The following is an 18,197-nucleotide window of genomic DNA, read 5'->3' as shown; positions in this document are numbered from 1 at the left end:
TGGGTGTGTGAGTGTGTGTGGGTGTGTGGGTGTGTGGGTGTGTGGGTGTGTGGGTGCGTGGGGTGGGTAGGGCAGCGGCGTCTCGCCGCGCCGCAGCGAATGGATCAAGGCATTGATCGCTATCGAATTGAAAGGGGAATTCTGATCAGCCCCCGACAGCTCACACGCCCACACACCGCTGTCGCGCATTCTCTTTCTCTTTCGGCGCGGCGGGACGCCGCTGCCCTACCCGCTGTCGCGCCCACACACACACACACACACCTGTCGCCAACCGATTACGACAGGTTTTTATTTCGACGTTGACTTTCTGCCTGCATATCAGCTATCGTTCTGATGTCATTCGTAGAGGCAAAAGAAAGAGGATGGGTTATGATCGCGCAAATGACGTTGCGGCACATTCCGGACGAGGTGGGGAAAAGCCTTAGGATGAAGGCGAAGAAGTCCGGTCGCAGTATGAACCGAGCCGCCATCGAGTTGCTCGAAGTGGCGCTGGAAATCCGGGCCAGAGACTCCAAGAGGCGCGATTTGTCCCGTTTTGCCGGCCAATGGAACCCTGAGGAGTGCCGGACATTCGAGCGGAACACACGAGTATTCGAACAGATCGACCCGGAAGTGTGGCCGAAATGAGGGTGTGCCTGGATACCAACGCCTACAGCCGGCTGATGGGCGGGCATGCGCCGCTGACTCAACTGCTGGAGTCCTGCGAGGAAGTGCTCTTTCCCGCCACTGTTCTCGGTGAGTTGCACGCGGGCTTCGAACTCGGGTCGCGTCGGGAGACGAACCGGAGGCAACTCGGCGAATTCCTCGCCCTCCCCGGAGTTGAGACGATTCCGGTGACAACCGACATCGCCGAACGATACGGCATCCTCATCGGTCAACTGACAGGCCAGGGCACGCCGATTCCCACCAACGACATCTGGATCGCTGCGGCCGCATTGGAAACGGGATCCCGTCTCGTGACCTACGACTCCCATTTTAGACATATTCACGGGTTGATCGTCCTTGGCCCCTGACGCCTGACCATCAACTGCTTCTGAAACTTGCTTTGCCAGCCCGTTTGACCGTTCTCTCCTCGTCAAGCGTAATCGTCGCCCGTACCCGTTGGCCGGGCTTGCGCTTTCGGTCTACGAGTACGGACGACGAGTACGGGCTACGATTATGCGCGAAGCAATCGGGTAGGGCAGCGGCGTCCCGCCGTGCCGAAAGAAAAAGGGCCAGCGTCATCCCGGCGTCAGCGGGTCACGCGGTCGGCAGGTGCCAGGGCCACGCGGAAACCGAGGAAGCTGGCCGTGCAGGAGGGGTTCATCCGGCCGCGGCAGCTTGGCCGGCACTGGCTCTCCTCGCCGTTCCATGCACCGCCCCGGAGCACGCGGAATTGGCCTTGACCGGGTCCCGCCGGATCGGATGCAGCCAAGCCTGAGTAGGTGTTCTGATACCAGTCCTGACACCACTCCCACACGTTTCCGCTCATATCCAGAATGCCCAACTCGTTGGGCCTCTTCTCGCCCACCTGCTGGGTGCCGCCCTTGCTGTTGTCCCGATACCAAGCCACCGCATCCGCATCATCGGCACCACTGTAGCGGTAGCCTGGCTGGGCTCGGCCGCCCCGCGCCGCCAATTCCCACTCCGCTTCGGTCGGCAGGCGGTAAATATAATTTCTTGGCAAACGTCCGGCCTGTCGCTCACGCCGGGTCAGCCAGTTGCAGAACGCCACAGCATTGCTCCAACTCACCCAGACCACCGGATGACTCAGATTCGTCGACATTGCAGAGCCTCCGCCGACGTGCTTGAGATAATCGTCGTCGGCATCGGATTTCCCATTATAAGCCGAGGCCCGCAGAAAGAGCTGGTAATCGCTGTTGGGCACCTCAGTGCCACCGATCCAATACCCCTGTGAGATCCGAACCGCATGCACCGGCTGCTCGTCGGCGTCACCGGCGGCCGATCCCATCTCAAAGGTTTCTCCACCGATCCAGATCAGAGAAAAAGAGAGGTCGGCGACACGTCCGTTTCGACCTGGAACGGGGGGAGCATGCCAGATAGTCCTCCAGGCATACCACAGCACGCCCATGATCAGAATGGCCGTTGTAATCGCCACGGCGGGGATGCCGGGACGCTTGCGTCTTGGATTCCGCCCGGCGGCGGCCGTGCCGCTGTCATCCGATTGCGTGCGTCTCTCGGCAACGGTCACAACGACGCGTTTTCTGGCGGAAGCCTGACCCAGGACTGCACCTTCCGGCGAATGGCGTTTGGGAATGCTTCGGGGAACCGGGACGGCGGCGCAGGCTGGCGGCGGCGGTTCCGGGGCGAGCGGCGGGATGCAGAGCGCGTGTCCGCACGCCGGGCAGGACATCGCTTCGCCTGCCATATCGGGAGGCGCGGCAAGATGCCGATCGCAGGACGGGCACGAAAAGCGGATGTCATCCATTTCAGCAGGCCCTCCCACTCGGCGGTCAGGACCGTCGGTTGATCAAGGCGGCGGCCACGCCGGCTCCAAAGCCATTATCAACATTGACCACAGTGACGCCCGATGCACAGGAGGTGGTCATGGCGAGGAGGGCGGTGAGGCCGTTGAGCGCCGTGCCGTAGCCGACGCTGGTGGGGACGGCAATCACCGGCTTGTCAATCAGCCCCGCGACAACCGAGGGCAGCGCGCCTTCCATGCCGGCGACCACGATCACGGCGCGGGCGTCGGAAAAAACCGGCAGCCGCCGCAGCAGCCGGTGCAGGCCGGCTACGCCCACATCGTAGACCCGTTCGACGCGGGCGCCCAATCGGGTCGCCGTCACAGCCGCTTCCTCTGCCACCGGGATGTCGGCGGTTCCCGCGCAGAGGATCGCGACCTTGCCGCGCAGCCGGGGGAGGGGGGCGACGTCGCGTGTCAGCGTCCGGCTGACCGGCTCGTAAACCGCGTCGGGGATCTCGCGTCGGACCACCTCGGCCTGTTCCGGGGTGACACGTGTCGCGAAGGCATTCTGCCCGGCTTCGTTCAGCCGCGCCACAATGGCGGCAAGCTGCGCGGCGGTTTTGCCCGAACCGAAGATAACCTCCGGAATCCCCCGCCGCCGCAAGCGGTCGAGGTCGAGTCGGGCAAAGCCGAGGTCGGCTTCGATCGGTGGTTGGCCGGGTTTACGGGTTCGTTTCATTCGTGGCTGGAAGAGAGAACCTTGACGTAGTGGGCGCGTTCGAAGCCCTCGCCGTCGCCGAGCACGCGCTCGCGCAACGTGCCCCGGAAGGCGGCGAGGTCGGCATACCCGTGGCTCCGCATCCAGACGGTCAGTCCGTCGAGCATGCCGCCGACCACGGCTCGGGTGTCGGGGTTGTGATACAGCGCGGAACAGCAATAGGCGACGTTGGCACCCACCAGCAACCCCTTGGCGAGGCCATCGCTGGTATGCACGCCGCCGCTGATGGCGATGTCGCACCGCAGGTGGTCGCGAAGGATCGCGACCCAGCGCAGGGGCAGGCGCAGGTCCTGCTCGCGCGAGAAGTTCACCTCGAAACGCAGGCGCTCGGTCGCGATGTCAATATCGGGCTGGAGGAACCGGTTGAAGAGCACCAGGCCGTTGACGCCAAGCCGATCGAGTTTGCGCGTGAAGGCGAGTGCATGGGTGTAATAAGGCGAGAGCTTGATGGTGACGGGGAGCTTGATCTCGGCCCGGATCGCCTGAACGAGGGCGAGGTGGCGCGATTCCACCGCATCGGAGGTCTCGTCCGGGCTCTGCGGAATATCGTACACGTTCAATTCCAGGGCGTCGGCTCCGGCCGTTTCGATCTTGCGGGCAAAAGTGACCCATTGGTCGGGCGAGATGCAGTTGATCGAGGCGATGACCGGGATGGTGACGGCTTTTCGGATGGCCCGGAGGCCATCGATGTACGTCTCGGGCCCGAGGCGCATGCCAAGGTCCGCGCGGAGGTAATCGAGGGCGGCGCCCGTGCCGTAGTCGGCGAGGGCCTCGTCCATCTGCGCCGTCTCGGCGCGGATCTGCTCCTCGAAGATCGAGCGCACCACAATTGCCGCCGCGCCCGCCGTCTCGATGGCCACCGCGCCCGTGACGGAACTGGTCAGGGGGCAACTGCTAACAATCAGCGGATTTTTGAGTTCGAGGCCGAGGTAAGACGTTTTGAGGTTCATGGTCGCATTTTCCAGAAGCGTTCAGTCAGCGGACGACACGGGCGGAGCCGCCGCCCATGAGTTTCTCGACTTCGGTTAAGGATGCCATTGAGGTGTCGCCCGGTGTGGTCATGGCGAGCGCGCCGTGGGCCGCGCCGTAGCGGACGGCCTTGTCGGCATCGAGGCACGTCAGGAATCCGTAGATCAGGCCGGAGGCGAAGCTGTCGCCGCCGCCGACGCGGTCGAGCACCCAGAGATCCTTCATGTGCGGGGCCTCGAAGAAGGCACCGTCGTGCCAGCAGACCGCGCCCCAGTCGTTGACCGAGGCCGATGTGACCGTGCGCAGGGTGGTGGCGCATGCCTTGAAATTGGGGAATTGGGCGACTGTCTTCTCGATCATTCGCTTGAATGAGGAGATATCGAGCGAGGAGAGGTGCTCGTCCAAGCCCTCGACGGCGACGCCGAGGCAGGCGGTGTAGTCCTCCTCGTTTCCGATCATGACGTCCACATACTGGGCGAGACGGCGGTTGACCGCCTGGCATTGGGCCAGTCCGCCGAATGATTTCCAGAGCGAGGGGCGGTAGTTGAGGTCGTAGGAGACAACGGTGCCGTGCCTGCGCGCGGCGGCCATAGCCTCCTCAATCACCAACGGCGTGGTCGCCGAGAGGGCTGCGTAAATACCGCCGGTATGGAACCAGCGGACGCCCAGCACGCCGAAGATGTGCTCCCAGTCGATGTCGCCCGGTTTGATCTGCGCGGCGGCGGTGTGGCCGCGGTCGGGGATGCCGAGCGCGCCGCGGATTCCGTAGCCGCGCTCCGTGAAATTGAGGCCGACGCGGGAATTACGGCCGATGCCGTCGAACGGCAGCCACCGGATGAGCGAGACATCTACCCCGCCCTGCAGGATGAAATCCTCGACCAGGCGGCCGATGTCATTCTCTGGAAACGCGGTTACAATCGCCGTCCGCAGGCCGAAGCATTTACGCAGGCCGCGGGCGACGTTGTACTCGCCGCCGCCCTCCCAGGCGGTGAAGGCGCGAGCAGTCCGGATGCGCATCTCGCCCGGATCGAGGCGCAGCATCACCTCGCCCAGCGAGAGTTCGTCAAAGCGGCAGGAACCGGCGGGTTTGATCGTCAGAGCGGCCATTTTCGTATTCTCCTCAAGGCGAGCCACAGAGACGGCTCGCATGGGGTGAATGTTACTCGCAAAGCGATAGGGAAAACAAGCGGAAAGAACAGCGGCGGCAAAAGTGGGGCATCCCTCATGCGGCAAATACCGCCGCGCATGAGCCCCACGCACGATGCGCGACAGCCGCACATCGTGTTTGAGAAGTGCAGCGTCTGCTACGGCGTGTTCTTCGACCCCGGCGAGTTCACGGACCTGAAGAAGACGACACTCAAGGAGTTGGTCAAAGACCTCTGCGCGTAGACGACGAAGTGTGCGACGAAGTGTAGACGACGAAGTGTGGGAGCTAGATGTCATCCCTGACCGCCTTTGAGAGTGGTCTGAGCATGACTGCGATTCGTCTGATCTGGTCGCGCCCATCCTCCACGGTGGATGGGGCTGCCGGGCAGGAATCGGCGGTAGTCAGATCAGCAATTCTCATTATGATCGCATCCGGCCAGTCGAAATCGAAATCGCTATCGGTATCGGGGTCGAATTCCCATCTTTCCCGTCGATCCCGATCCCGATCCCGATCCCGATTTCGATTTGGATACCGAAATCGATGCTCATAATTAGAATTGCTTTAGTCAGATCCACCTGTGTCGCGAATGGCATGCCTTTCGGATAGACTTTCAGCCTCTCGTGGTCAATGTGTTCTGCCCTACCTGCTGCTCCTATCCATGCCACGCCACACGTCGTCGCTTTCTTCGTCGCACGCGTTGTCGTCTACGCTTCGTCGCAAGACGTTGTCGAGACTGCTCTCGGCCAGCCTGAGCTCGACACAAAAGAGGCTACCATGCCCGCGCTATACCCGATACCCGGCTTCTCCGCCCATCCCGATCACATTCGGACCCATACACATGAAGGAGCAAACCGAGCCCTTTATCGAAAAGGCGAAGGGCAGACTGGGGGAGAGGCAGGCGCCCCAACCGCCATCCGGGGGCGACGTCCCTGCCCGCGCCGCGCAAGAGAAGTGAGGTTGCGGGAAGAACCCCGGGCTTCTGGTGAAGCCATATGTCTGGCCATACTTTAGTATTGCTATCTAGTGCCCGAACCGGTATCCTACACGCCATGGACAAGACACTGTTCGAATGGGATGCTGCCAAAAACGGGCAGAATCGGCAAAAGCACGGTGTGAATTTCGCCATCGCTCAGTATGCCTTTGCCGATCCCCATCGTGTGATCTTGGCCGATGAGGAGCACAGCGTCGATGAGGCTCGATACTACTGTGTCGGACGTGTCGGCGACGGCGTTCTGACCGTGCGTTTTACGTACAGAAACAACGTCATCCGAATTTTCGGTGCCGGATACTGGCGGAAAGGAAAGAGACTTTATGAAGAGCAAAACCACTTACACGGATGAGCCCATGGGCAAGGTTCGAGTGGTGACGGACTTTCTCCCGTCACCGGAGCAACTCGCCTTTAGAGAAGAAAACGTCAAGGTCACGATTTCGTTGAGCCGGACCAGCCTCGATTTCTTCAAGAAACAGGCGGGCTTACACAAAACCGCTTACCAGAAGATGATTCGGAGTCTGTTGAATGCCTATGCGGTTCAACACATGAAATAGAGAGCTCCAACGCTAGCGGTGAGGCGACGGAATACCGCCACCTCACCGCTAGCATTGGCACAAGGATTGCAGGCGCATTGAAGTTTGCACAAAAGAGGAGGCCAACAAGACGGCGATCCGACGCGAATACGCGCCGGATCGCCGCTGACTTGTGGGGTGCGAGTCCACACGCCAGGTGAAGGAGAAGCCGAAGGGAAGCGAAAGAGTCAGTCTGTGGGGAGCAGTGCGTAGAGGGGGCTATGGATCAGATGGTTGCCGGTCCTGACACGCCCAGCCTTCGGATTCTCGCTGGGCTTAACCCACAGGTCGATCTGGAACGCAGCAATTCTAATTATGGCATATCCGTACAGTCGAAATCGAAATCGCTATCGCTATCGCTATCGGGATCGAATTCTTTGCTTTCTCGTCGATTTCGGTCCCGATCCCGATTTGGATCCCGATAGCGGCTGTCATAATTAGAATTGCTGATCCTTGCGACGCATCAGCTTGACGCAAAACTCAATGTCAGTTACGTGTGCGTTGACTGCAGCATCCACTGGGATACCGGTGTTTCATTGGATCGAACGGATTCAATCTGAAAACAAATGGCCAACCACGGTCTGCACCCGTATTGCTCACCTTGTCGGCTCCGCGCAGGAGAGGTAATCTGCCAGTCGCCCATGCACGGAGGGTGCTGCCGCAGCGGGAATCGCGTCGATCAGCCAGCGGAGCGTCGCTGTCACGCGCGGGCGCAGGTCGTCGGCCAGAGAGGCCGACTGTTGCAGCGGCGCAATCAGACGCAGGGCCGTGTTTTCATTGACGGCCGCGAGCGCTTCGGTTGTGCGCGCGAGGAAGTCGAGTCCGTCGTCGGTCCAGAGCCGGGCGTTGTTGAGCGAGAACGGGATGTAGAGGGCGCGGGCAAGGCCGGGGTGGCTGATGTTGAACGAGGGCCGCGAGGCCTCGCGCGCGATCTCCGCGCACACATCGGCATGGGGCGAACGCCCGAGGATGCCAAGCCAGCCGATGTAGCCGGAGAGGGTCGGGCGCAGTTCGTCACCGGCGGCGGCGACGAGCTGCCGCCGACGCGGATGCGCGGAGCGGTTGAGCGCCGAGAGGGCATTGAGGCGGTCCGTGATAGCGCTGGCGGCAGCGGCGTGCGCCTCCAACGCGGCGTGAGCCTGCGGCGTGTCGGCCGCGACGAGGGGCTCCATGAGGACGCCGGCCAGAAAACGCCGCTCGATCGCGGCCGAGAGGCCGCGCGTGTCGGAGAGAGCCGGCGGATGCCGGGTGTCGGTGGCCGCAAAAATCCGGAACACGGTGTCGCCTGCATGGCGTGCGACGGCGCGGAGGAGGATGCGGCGGGCCTGCCAACATTCGCGGACGTGGCGGAGATTGCGGCGGTCGAGCGGCTGCTCGTCGATCTGGAGCAGATACCCCTTGAGGCTGTCGGAGAGCGTCCTGTCCTGAAGGATGTCGACAAAAAGATCGAGCCAATCCGCCGAAACGGCCGGTTCGAGCGACGCCGGGTCGGCTCCAGCCAGCAACGCATCGAGGATCACGCTGCGTTCACGGTCGGTCAGCGCGCGCATGGCCTCGACCCGGTTGAAGGTGTCGGCGTCGCGCCGGACCTGCAGGCGCCGCTGACCGGGTGTTGCCGAGCGATCCTCGCATGTGCCGTAAAACGAGGCGCTACGGTTGAGCGAGACAAACGCGGGGGAGGGAACATCGGAAAATGTAAAGGTCTGCTCGGGGCTGTCAAGGATAAGCGTGCGGGAGGTGCCCGGAAGGTCGCGGCCATCGGCACCGACGGCCGCGCAGACGACGGGGACGACGAACGGGGCACCCTCGCCGACGCGGGTCTGGCTGAGCGTGAGGGTGAGTCGGCGCGCGGTATCGTCGTAGCGATAGTCGGCAACGACGCGCGGATAGCCGGCCGATTCGAGCCAGGGGCTGCGGAATGCGGCGAGGCTGCGGCCGGCGGCTTCCTCGAAGCAGGCGAGAAATTGGTTGGTGTTGGCGTTGGCGCCGGTGTAACGGCCAAAGTAGAGCCGAACGCCGCACGCAAAGGTTTCCCGGCCCAGGAGCAGCCTGAGCATGGCGATCACCTCGGGCGCCTTGACGTAGGTCAGCCCGTCCACGAGCTCGTCGGGGTGATTAAAGCCATCGCGCACGATGCGCCCGAAGACGCCGCCATCCTCGGTGGCCAGCGGACCGCAGCCGGGAGCGCGGATGGCGTCGACCTCGCGGAGGCGGAGGAACGCGGGATTGAACACGGAACGGAGATAGGTCCGTTCGACGTCGACGGTAAACGCCTCGTTGAGCCACATGTCGAAGGGCGACTCCATGGTGACGTCCGACCCGCATTCATTGTGCTCGTACTCATGGACGATCACGCCGTGGGCGTAGATGAGGCGGGCGTCGGAGGTGTGGCGGTCGATCAAGGCCGCCTCGGTGATGATCGTCGTGTTGCCGACATTCTCCATCCCGCCGAAATTTGACTTCTCCATGCAGATGGTACGATAGGTGTCATAGCGGTAGGCGTAGGTGCGTGCCTGACGCTGCCAGAGCACGGCATCCTTGAGGATGGCGAGGGGGATGCGTGCGTCGGCGGCGCGGCCGGGAGGGACGAGGTATTCGAGCGTGACGGTTTTTTGCGGAAGGCCGTTGGAGGCGGGGAGGGTCAGCGTGTCGTGCAGCACGTCCCAGGTGCCGGCGCAGGCGATGAAGAGATAGGGTGCCATCGGCACGGGGTTCACGTAGGTGATGCGTTGGCGCGAGGGGTCGCCGGGGATCGTGATGGGGCATCCGCCGGGGTTCGCCGATCGGTCGACATCGCCGTTGGAGATCAGGTGGGTGTAGCGGGCGTCACCCTCGAGCGTCGTGCGATAGGTGCATTTGGCGGTGCAATCATCAATGACGGGCAGGATGCGCTGGAAGCCCCACTGCTGACACTGGGACATGTATTGCTGCGGCGCGCCGGACGGGGTGATGTCACGATAGATCCCGTCGAGCACCGTATCGGACGGGAGGCACCGGGTGCGGGTGCGAACGAGACACGTCTCGCCGGGGGTTAGCTGGCGGGGGAGGGCGACGGCGAGGGTGCGCGCGTCCGCATCGGCTCGGAAAGGCGCGCGCGAGAGAGCGCCGGACGCGCCGACGGCGACGGCGACCTCCCGGATGTCGAGGTCGTGGGCGTTGAGGACGATTTCGGAGACCGGCTCGCGGGCGGTCATCCGCATCCGCGCCTCGCCGTCGACGTGCGTCTCGTAGAAGGAAAGCGTGATATCCAGATGTTCAAGCTGCACGGGTGGACGGCGAAACGCGGATTTCAGAAAGCGGTAGGCGCCCATGGAACCTCCAAATGAGAAGGGATCAACGATTAGTCAGGGTCTCAGGGTAGCGATTATGACGGCCTGCGGTCAAGTTCATCCACAAAACGGAGTTCACGATTGACAATCGAGTCCGGGAAGGGTACGTTGCTCGATCCAAACAACGCATACGTATCAGGCGGATGGCGGCGCTGACGGACACGGGCCATGTTGGACACCCACAGACACATACGAATGCTACCCGAGCAGGTGGCGAACAAGATCGCGGCGGGCGAGGTGGTGGAGCGTCCCGCGTCGGTGGTGAAGGAACTGGTGGAGAATGCCATTGATGCGGGGGCGCGCCGGATCGAGGTGCATGTCGCCGCAGGCGGTCGCAAACTGGTCGAGGTGCGCGACGACGGGTGCGGCATGGGCCGCGACGACGCGCTGATGAGCATCGAACGGCAGGCGACGAGCAAGATCCGGGATGTGGACGACATCGAACGGATCAGCACGCTCGGATTTCGCGGCGAGGCCATTCCGGCGATTGCGTCGGTCTCACGATTCATCCTCAAAACCTGCGCCGCAGGGGCGGGGGAGGGGACTGAGCTGACGGTGATTGGCGGCCGGCTCCAGGACGTCAAGGCGGCCGGATTCCCACAGGGCACGACTGTCGAGGTGCGTGATTTGTTTTTCAACGTCCCGGCGCGCCGGAAGTTTTTGCGGGCGTATCAAACCGAACAGGCGCATATCCGCACCGTGTTCACGCTGCACGCGCTTGCCCATCCGGAGATCGGGATGGCACTCCAATCGGACGGACGGGACGTGGTGCGGCTGGCGCCGGAGTCGACGCTGGAAGACCGAATACGCGAGTTGTTTGGAGCGGAATTTTTGACAGGGCTTCGGCCGGTTTCGCGTGAGCTGTCGGGGGTGGCCGTGACCGGATTTGTGGGCTTGCCGGCGCTGACCCGTTCGGATCGGAGCGACCAGTATGTCTTCATCAACGGCCGTCCCGCGACTGCACCGGTGATCGCCTACGCATTGCGCGAAGCCTATCCGCCGCTTGACGGCGAGCGGAAGCCGGTGGTGTTCCTGTTTCTGGCAATGAATCCCGAGTGGGTGGATGTCAACGTTCACCCGACCAAGCGCGAGGTGCGGTTCCGGCGCCCCGCCGATGTGCGCGAGGCGATTATCGAGGGAATCTGCGCGGCGTTGGGGCGGATGCGGCGCCTGGCGGTGGCAACGGGAACCGCCGTGTCACCCGCCGGCGTGACCGGGCATCCGTCGGATGTCGGAGGCCGTGTGGATGCGGCGCTGCCGATCACGCCGGCGGTTTCGCCGCCGCCGGACCAACCGGTGCGTGATCTGCCGTTGCCGCCGCTGCAGCCTCCCGGGGGAGTGCCGCTGCCGTTCGAGTATCCGGGGCGAACCTTGCCGTGTCCGCAAGCTCCCCCTCCCGCAGCCGCTGCCCTGCCGGCGGCGGAGACGCGGCAACCCCGCGACGACGCCTGTGTCGGCGGCGCGGGGGCACCGTGGGCCTGGTGCCGCGTCATCGGTCCGGTGGGTGGCCTGTATCTGCTGCTGGAGATCGATTCCGGGTATGTCGTGCTGGACCCGCGGGCCGCGCACGAGCGGGTGCTTTACGAACGGTTGCTGGCGCGGGTCAGGCGCGGCGAGGCCTTGACGCAGACTTTGCTGCTTCCCGAAACCGTCGTCCTGCCGCCAGCGCATGCCGAGCGGTTGCGCGGATGGCTGGCGGTCCTGCAGCGGATGGGGTTTGGGGTGGCCGGGTTCGGGGGCGACACGTTCTTAGTGGATGCGCTGCCTCCCGAGGTTGCGGCCGTGCCCTGCCGAAGCCTGTTGCTGGACATTTGCAACGATCTGGAGACGCTCGGAGCGAGGCGCGGCGCGGAGGAGTGGCGCGAAGACGCGCTGGTGCGGGCAGCGTGCGCGGCGGCGGTCAAGAATGACGGGACGCTGGCGGCCGAGGAGGCCGGGCAATTGGTCCGCGACCTTGCCGCATGCCGGATGCCGTACACCTGTCCGCGTGGCCGGCCGACGATGATGCTCACGACGTACCGCGAACTGGCCCGCAAATTCGGCCGCGCTTAAATATCGTCGGGCAGCTCAATGCGGATGGTCCGGCTCTTCATCGCATCATGGGTTGCGGCCACCTGCGCCTCGGTCAGGGGGATGCTGGGTCCGGAAGGAGCCGCTGCATCTGCGGCGGGCAGAGGCGCGCCCCAAATCGTGCCCGGCTCCGAAATATAAGGCACCTCGATGATGCCGCTGCAGGCGGGGCAGTCAGAGGCGGTGCCGGCCATGTCGAACGGGGCCTCCATCTCCTGGCCGCACGCGGCGCAGCGGAACGACACCATCCCCTCGGCGTTGTTCGGCTGCAGGGCCGGCGCGGGCGGCGCGGAGACGGGGGCCTCCGTCGTCGTCTGGACGGGTGCGGGCATCCCGGCGGGCTCCGGAACGGTCTGCGGCGCTCCGCCAGCCGGTGAGGCAGCCTCCGCCGCCGCTTCGCCCGGAGGCGTTTCGGTCCCGACGTACTGCACCAATCCGGGATGCATCGGGGTCACGGCATGCTTGGCTTTGCGCAGGGGCCTGACCCTCAGCGAATCATGCGCGCCGATGATGATCTGTTCGCCCGTGCGCGGGATGCGCGCGCGCCGCGCATTTCTGTGGACGACATCGAGCTTGCAGATGCCGGGCAGGACAAATCCCGTGCGCGCCTCCCGATAGGCGATCTGGGCCATTTGGGCCAGCAGCAGATCGGTCTTGCGCTTGCTGATGCCGACGGCGGTGGCGAGCTCGGTGATCAGATTGGCCTTCAGATATGGTGCGCTCATGATCTGGTTCTCCCTATATGTCGTTGATCGCTCTGGCAATACTTATCATAAACCATGCCAAAATGGAAACCATTTCTTTTGCTTGGCCTTTGCTTTGGCTTTTGCCGTGAACACGAACCCCTTTTCGCAAACGAGGCACAAAACTTCCCAATAATGATTTGCATAATTGACAGATGTTCCTCACAAGTATGCGAGAGAAAGCGACTGTTGATCGCTTTTTCGTATGCGATGGCACCCGAATTTGGATTTTTGACAGGTCACAAAAAAAACGGGTTTTAGTAGCCAACATGACGCGGATCTGGCATACTACCTGCGAGCAAGATGCTCGAACAGAGGCGATTTATGAGACTTTGGTTCAAGAATCGACAGGTAGATGAGGATACGCAAGCGGCTGAGGATAAAACCTTGGCGGCTATAGGTCCGCCGCAAAGAGATCTCAATCCGAGGGATCCGGATGCAGCCGCGCCAGTTGACCGGCGCGGTGCTGTCCCTGAAAAGCCGATTCCAGCCAGCGCCCCAGCGACACCGGTGGAGGCCCCTTCGGTCCCTCTCGCGCCGAAGGTTACGGGCCTCAATGGCGCGGGCGCGTATAAGAGCGACCACCGGTCGCTTTACAAGCAGTTGCTGGCCGGTCTTTACGACGCGGTGCTGATCACGGATCCCAAAGGGCACGTGATTGACATCAACACGCGCGTCACGAATTTCTTCGATTTCACCCGCGAGGAGACCTGGGATTTGCCCATCAGCGCGTTGATCCCCGGGGTGAACACAGCCTTGATCAGCCGGATCCGGCAGGGTCTTTCGGGGGAGCGGTTCGTGCTGATCGACGGGCAGTGCGTCCGCAAGAATCGTTCGACGTTTGCAGCCGAGATCGCCATCAGCTCGATCGATCTGATGAATGATGGCGATCTGGTCTTTTCGATTCGCAACGTCGAGCGCCGCTTTGCTCAGATGCAGAAGTTGAAAAGCTGTCAGAGCCTGTTGAACCACGTGCCGACGGCCGCCGCGGCCTGCGATAGCGAGTCTAAGATCAAGGTGGCGAACACGGCGCTTGCCCGGCTGTTGGGCTATGCCAAGGCCGATGAGCTGTGCGACAAGCCCTTCACGTTGGTTTGGAAGGAGGCGGGGTCCACGGATGCGATCCAGCGCGTCCTCGCCGGGGAGTTTTGGAAGGAGACCGTGCAGGTCGTCAAGGCCTCGGGTGCGCGGATACAATTGACGCTGAGTCTGGCCCCCGAACTAAATGTGCGTAAAAAGGCCGTTGGCTTCCTGGCCGCGTTCTCGCCGGCTTCCGTGGTCACATTGGGAACCCCCTCGGGCAAGGAAAGTTAAGACATGCCGGCGATTGACAGGCTGTTGGACAGGATGGTCAAGGATGAGGCAAGCGACCTCCATCTTTCGACCGGACAACGGCCATTCCTGCGCATTCACGGCGTCATGACGCGGATCGCCACCGAGCCGATTCTGACGAGTGAAGCCATTCGCGCGCTGATCCATGAGATCATGTCTGAGGATGGGCGCGTTCAGTTGGAACGGGAGATGGATGTAGACTTCGCCTACAAGATCGACCGACTGGGCCGGTTTCGCGTGAACGGCTTTCATGACATGAACGGCGTGGGCGCCGTCTTCCGTCTGATCCCCGACAAAATCCCGACATTCGATCAATTGAACATGCCGCAGGCACTTCATGATTTCTGCTATCTCTCCAAAGGCTTGGTGCTGGTGACCGGTCCGACGGGCAGCGGCAAGTCAACGACGCTCGCGGCGATGGTCGATCACATCAACCGCAACCGTTCGGAGCATGTGATCACCATCGAGGATCCCATCGAATTTGTCCACCGGCCCATCAAATGCCTGATCAACCAGCGCGAAGTTCATCACGACACCATGAGCTTCGCGCGCGCCCTCCGGGCGGCCTTGCGCGAAGATCCCGATATCGTGCTCGTGGGTGAAATGCGCGACTTGGAGACGATCGAAATCGCCATCGAGACCGCTGAAACCGGCCATCTCGTGTTCGGCACGCTGCACACGAACAACGCCGCCACGGCCGTTGACCGCATGATCGACAAGTTTCCGTCGGAACGGCAGAACCAGATCCGCTCGATGTTGAGCGACACGCTCAAGGGCGTCGTCGCCCAGACGCTGTGTCAGAAGATTGGCGGCGGCCGCCTGGCCGCATTTGAAGTGATGGTGGTCAACGTGCCGGTTGCGAACCACATCCGCGAAGGGAAGATCTTCATGATCCCCTCGGTGATGCAGGTCAGCCGCGCCATCGGGATGCAGACGTTTGCCGACGCGCTGACCAAGCTGGTCATCTCGGGTCGCGTCACCGCTAACGAGGCCTACATCAAGGCGATCGACAAGGATGAGATGCAGGTCGCCCTGAAGAACGCGGGCGTCTCGCTGGCGTTTCTCGACGAGATGACCATCAAGGAGGCCGAGGCGCGGAGAAGGGCGTTCAACGAGCAGATCGAACCGCTGCGCGCGACGCTGCGGATCCATCCAGACGACATTGGCACGTTGAACGACCTGGCGTGGATCCTGGCGACCTGTCCGATTCCCGATGCGGCCGACCCCAAGGAGGCGCTCAGGCTGGCCGAGCGGGTGATGAAGTTGTCGGGAGGTGACACACCGTCTGTGCTCGACACGCTGGCCGCAGCCCAGGCTGCGACGGGCAGCACCCGCCGCGCGGCCGACACCATCCGCAAGGCGATCAAGCTATCCGTTGCTGCCGGCGTGTCGGTCGATCCTCTGCTCGCCCGCCTCAAGCTTTACGAAGGTGGCAAAGTCTTCCGTGAGAATTGATGCGCGTATGAGCCACCCCATCCTCCTGATTCGCGATCTTCCCTCGCTGCGTCACAAGCTGGACCATCCGCCGCCCCTGCTCGCGAGACTGCTGGCGCGATTCAATGAGCGGTTGAGGCGCGATGGCGAGTTCCGCCGGCACCACATCTTCCTGCCCGCCCTGCTGGGCGATCCGGTTGCCATCGCCGAGGCCAAGGGCCACATCTTGACGCTGGCGTTGAATCCGCTGATTCTGGCACAGAACCAGTCGCCAGGCTCCAAGGCGACGGCGCAGAATTCGCTTGACGCCCATATCTGGTGCATGGCGCCGCGCGTGATGCGCCTGGCGGTCACGTTCACCTGGCTGGACAGCCAGGGCGCCTGGACAGCCGCAGAACGGCGGATCGTCGGCACGGGCATTCTGGATTTCTTCTACGACTACGTCATTCCGGTGTTACGGGCGCGTGTTCCGGGGGGGCACAATCAGCAGTTCTCGATGACCTTCTGCAGCACGGTGGCCGGGCACGCCTTCGCCGATGTCGAGGGCGTTTCCGCGCGCGCACGGGCCTTGCGGGACTGGGCTTTTCCGAAGTTCAGGCAGGTGCTCGGACTCATGGCGCCCAGCGGCTACACCGGCGAGGGGTCGACGTACCAGTCCGATGTGGTCTCCGGCCTGGTGATGTGGGCCGGCGTGTTTCTCGAGCAACAGGGCGAACGCGGCGTCTGGGATCGCCAGTGGGAACCCAACGGGTGGCGACTGTCAGACACCCTGCGCATGGAGACGGCCATGGGCAGTTGCGGCGGTTGGCTTCCGCCGTGGGATCATTACGGCTGGGCGCCGATCCACAACCTCGCAGCCCGGACGTTGTGGGCCAACCTCTCCGGAGATCCGCAGATTCTGCAGGTCGCCGAATCGGCATGGGAGACCCCCCATCAATTGGCCTGGTACCCCGACGACCGGCTCTGGACGCTGCTGTATTGGCCGGCGCACGAGGGCGCGGGATCGGGGGGGCATGACCCACGCCCCGACGAGACCCGTTCACCCCTGACCGGCTGGAGCCTGCCCGCCGTGGGGGCTGCCGTCGAGCACCAGCCGCGACGGTTGCGCGTCCTGATGGTCTGGGATCGGTGTGCGGACGGTGTGCAGGGAATCAGCCGCGAACAGGTCAACCCCAACCACCTGATGATTGATCTGGGCGGCGAGCCGATTACGGGGGACGGGCCGCATGACAGCCGGGTGAGGTACTTCCCGGATGCGGCGCTGGCACGCACCCGGTCGGCATTGTCCGTCGTGGAAATCGAGCTGATCGCTCAGCAGTATGGCAGCTTTGATGCGTGGATCAATGGCAGCCAGCAGGGTTTCTTGGGATCCGCCTGTGCGATTCTGGTGGACGGATGGGATGGCTATTTCCCTCCCCATGCACGAGAGGGACGACTGCTTTTTGAGCGTCGAGAAACGGATCGGCATACCGTTTCTGGAGAAGCGTCTGCGTATTATCAGCCGGCGTTCGATGTGTCGCGCATGCGGCGCACGGTCTCGGTGGGCGCGTCGGGCGTCACGTGGGTCGTGGACGATCTGCAGGCGCCGACTGCGCACACCTTTACCTGGCGGATGTGGTTTCGCCGGGGCGCCCGCCAGGTGGAGCCGCTCGGCGTGCGGCTCGACCTGCCGTCCGGGGTCGGGGTGACGCTGGCCTGGCTGGCCGGGGCCGACGGGGCTGAACCGCTCGGGCCGATCTCGCTGACGACCGTGCCGACCTTTCCGCTGGGGCGCGGCTGGCCCGACGAAGGGAGCGTGCGCACGGACCTCTCCGCGACCGGACGTCGCGTTTGCTTCATCACCTGCCTGGTGCCCGATGCCGTCGAAGGGCTCTCCCTGCGTCGGATTGCGGATGGGCAATGGGAGGCGATTTGGACCGGCGGATCGGACCGCTTCACACTTCCTCCGGAGATTGGCGCGCTGCCGGACGCCGAACCGGTTGCCGGAAAACAGACCACGGATGTGGTTCATGTCTGCGACCTGGACGATGAACCCTTCGCGCTCCTCGAAGACCCCGATGCCGCGTTGCTCGCCGCGCTGGATGATCCGCCGGTGGGGGAGTGGCGCCGGACCGGCGCGGTCATGCAAACTCTCGTCGCACGCGGCAACCGCGACGCCCTGCCGAAGATCATCACGCTGCTGCTCGACGGTCGGCAAAACTACACGGTGCATGCGGTCGCCGCTTGGTGTCTGGGCCGCGCCCGTCACAGACCCGCGATCGAGGCGTTGCGCCGCTTGACCCATATCCCTGAAGTCAACACCGCCGCACGCGCCCGATGGGCCCTGGAACGGATGAGTCAGGAACCTCCCGAACACGCCGGCTAGAGGAGGCACTTGCAAAACCTCCTGCTTCGGTTCTGCAAGCGCCGTATTCAGAACAATTCG

Annotated in this window: 14 protein-coding genes; 8 read left to right on the top strand and 6 right to left on the bottom strand. The window is 63.3% G+C overall.

What is annotated here, in order from left to right; genetic code table 11:
- Positions 1 to 369: 369 nt before the first annotated feature.
- Both FJ222_08230 and FJ222_08225 read left to right on the top strand, forming a co-directional pair.
- Complete coding sequence (locus FJ222_08230; protein MBM4164412.1) at positions 370 to 627, top strand: hypothetical protein; 258 nt, start codon at positions 370 to 372, stop codon at positions 625 to 627.
- Positions 624 to 1,013, top strand: coding sequence for a type II toxin-antitoxin system VapC family toxin (locus FJ222_08225; protein MBM4164411.1), 390 nt, complete (start codon positions 624 to 626; stop codon positions 1,011 to 1,013). Before FJ222_08230 ends, FJ222_08225 begins: the two co-directional genes overlap by 4 nt.
- A 218-nt stretch (positions 1,014 to 1,231) precedes the next feature.
- Here FJ222_08225 and FJ222_08220 read toward each other — a convergent pair whose 3' ends face one another.
- The 4 genes from FJ222_08220 to FJ222_08205 are packed head-to-tail and all read right to left on the bottom strand — an operon-like array spanning position 1,232 to position 5,261.
- The gene (locus tag FJ222_08220; GenBank protein MBM4164410.1) at positions 1,232 to 2,428 is read right to left on the bottom strand and encodes a formylglycine-generating enzyme family protein; all 1,197 of its coding nucleotides are present in this window, start codon (positions 2,426 to 2,428) and stop codon (positions 1,232 to 1,234) included.
- Between the two features lie 25 nt (positions 2,429 to 2,453).
- Entirely contained in the window at positions 2,454 to 3,146 is a 693-nt protein-coding gene (larB, locus tag FJ222_08215; protein ID MBM4164409.1) for a nickel pincer cofactor biosynthesis protein LarB, read from the bottom strand.
- Entirely contained in the window at positions 3,143 to 4,135 is a 993-nt protein-coding gene (locus FJ222_08210) for a dihydroorotate dehydrogenase-like protein (GenBank protein ID MBM4164408.1), read from the bottom strand. Before FJ222_08210 ends, larB begins: the two co-directional genes overlap by 4 nt.
- Before the next feature lie 25 nt (positions 4,136 to 4,160).
- Entirely contained in the window at positions 4,161 to 5,261 is a 1,101-nt protein-coding gene (locus tag FJ222_08205; protein MBM4164407.1) for a sugar kinase, read from the bottom strand.
- Between the two features lie 1,089 nt (positions 5,262 to 6,350).
- Between FJ222_08205 and FJ222_08200 the strand changes: the two genes are divergently transcribed.
- Positions 6,351 to 6,641, top strand: a complete 291-nt coding sequence (locus tag FJ222_08200) for a BrnT family toxin (protein MBM4164406.1) — start codon at positions 6,351 to 6,353, stop codon at positions 6,639 to 6,641.
- On the top strand, positions 6,613 to 6,846 hold the full coding sequence (locus tag FJ222_08195) for a CopG family transcriptional regulator (GenBank protein MBM4164405.1): 234 nt from the start codon (positions 6,613 to 6,615) through the stop codon (positions 6,844 to 6,846). Before FJ222_08200 ends, FJ222_08195 begins: the two co-directional genes overlap by 29 nt.
- 614 nt (positions 6,847 to 7,460) lie before the next feature.
- On the opposite strand, the gene FJ222_08190 is transcribed toward FJ222_08195, so the two are convergent.
- On the bottom strand, positions 7,461 to 10,175 hold the full coding sequence (locus tag FJ222_08190; GenBank protein MBM4164404.1) for a DUF3458 domain-containing protein: 2,715 nt from the start codon (positions 10,173 to 10,175) through the stop codon (positions 7,461 to 7,463).
- Positions 10,176 to 10,361: 186 nt separating this feature from the next.
- On the opposite strand from FJ222_08190, the gene mutL reads away from it, so the two are divergent.
- Positions 10,362 to 12,245 (top strand): DNA mismatch repair endonuclease MutL, encoded by a 1,884-nt coding sequence (gene mutL / locus FJ222_08185; protein MBM4164403.1) that lies wholly within the window; start codon positions 10,362 to 10,364, stop codon positions 12,243 to 12,245.
- Here mutL and FJ222_08180 read toward each other — a convergent pair.
- A complete protein-coding gene (locus FJ222_08180) occupies positions 12,242 to 12,988 on the bottom strand; it encodes a hypothetical protein (GenBank protein MBM4164402.1) in 747 nt (248 codons plus the stop codon). The genes mutL and FJ222_08180 overlap by 4 nt on opposite strands.
- Before the next feature lie 321 nt (positions 12,989 to 13,309).
- Between FJ222_08180 and FJ222_08175 the strand changes: the two genes are divergently transcribed.
- From FJ222_08175 to FJ222_08165, 3 genes are read left to right on the top strand one after another with little or no spacing between them, the layout of a single operon-like run.
- The gene (locus FJ222_08175; GenBank protein MBM4164401.1) at positions 13,310 to 14,320 is read left to right on the top strand and encodes a PAS domain-containing protein; all 1,011 of its coding nucleotides are present in this window, start codon (positions 13,310 to 13,312) and stop codon (positions 14,318 to 14,320) included.
- Positions 14,321 to 14,323: 3 nt separating this feature from the next.
- On the top strand, positions 14,324 to 15,793 hold the full coding sequence (locus FJ222_08170; GenBank protein MBM4164400.1) for a PilT/PilU family type 4a pilus ATPase: 1,470 nt from the start codon (positions 14,324 to 14,326) through the stop codon (positions 15,791 to 15,793).
- Positions 15,794 to 15,800: 7 nt separating this feature from the next.
- On the top strand, positions 15,801 to 18,137 hold the full coding sequence (locus FJ222_08165; protein ID MBM4164399.1) for a hypothetical protein: 2,337 nt from the start codon (positions 15,801 to 15,803) through the stop codon (positions 18,135 to 18,137).
- The last annotated feature ends 60 nt before the right edge of the window (positions 18,138 to 18,197 follow it).

It is taken from the genome of Lentisphaerota bacterium, assembly GCA_016873675.1.
In the GTDB taxonomy this organism is placed as follows: domain Bacteria; phylum Verrucomicrobiota; class Kiritimatiellia; order RFP12; family JAAYNR01; genus VGWG01.
Note: the sequence above shows the minus strand (reverse complement) of the source record. Positions and strands in the feature narration are given on the sequence as shown.

Bases quoted from the DNA above. Each gene is read 5' to 3' on its own strand.
- FJ222_08230 (MBM4164412.1), top strand. From the start codon at position 370: ATGATCGCGCAAATGACGTTGCGGCACATTCCGGACGAGGTGGGGAAA.
- FJ222_08225 (MBM4164411.1), top strand. From the start codon at position 624: ATGAGGGTGTGCCTGGATACCAACGCCTACAGCCGGCTGATGGGCGGG.
- FJ222_08220 (MBM4164410.1), bottom strand. From the start codon at position 2,428: ATGGATGACATCCGCTTTTCGTGCCCGTCCTGCGATCGGCATCTTGCC.
- larB (MBM4164409.1), bottom strand. From the start codon at position 3,146: ATGAAACGAACCCGTAAACCCGGCCAACCACCGATCGAAGCCGACCTC.
- FJ222_08210 (MBM4164408.1), bottom strand. From the start codon at position 4,135: ATGAACCTCAAAACGTCTTACCTCGGCCTCGAACTCAAAAATCCGCTG.
- FJ222_08205 (MBM4164407.1), bottom strand. From the start codon at position 5,261: ATGGCCGCTCTGACGATCAAACCCGCCGGTTCCTGCCGCTTTGACGAA.
- FJ222_08200 (MBM4164406.1), top strand. From the start codon at position 6,351: ATGGACAAGACACTGTTCGAATGGGATGCTGCCAAAAACGGGCAGAAT.
- FJ222_08195 (MBM4164405.1), top strand. From the start codon at position 6,613: ATGAAGAGCAAAACCACTTACACGGATGAGCCCATGGGCAAGGTTCGA.
- FJ222_08190 (MBM4164404.1), bottom strand. From the start codon at position 10,175: ATGGGCGCCTACCGCTTTCTGAAATCCGCGTTTCGCCGTCCACCCGTG.
- mutL (MBM4164403.1), top strand. From the start codon at position 10,362: ATGTTGGACACCCACAGACACATACGAATGCTACCCGAGCAGGTGGCG.
- FJ222_08180 (MBM4164402.1), bottom strand. From the start codon at position 12,988: ATGAGCGCACCATATCTGAAGGCCAATCTGATCACCGAGCTCGCCACC.
- FJ222_08175 (MBM4164401.1), top strand. From the start codon at position 13,310: ATGCTCGAACAGAGGCGATTTATGAGACTTTGGTTCAAGAATCGACAG.
- FJ222_08170 (MBM4164400.1), top strand. From the start codon at position 14,324: ATGCCGGCGATTGACAGGCTGTTGGACAGGATGGTCAAGGATGAGGCA.
- FJ222_08165 (MBM4164399.1), top strand. From the start codon at position 15,801: ATGAGCCACCCCATCCTCCTGATTCGCGATCTTCCCTCGCTGCGTCAC.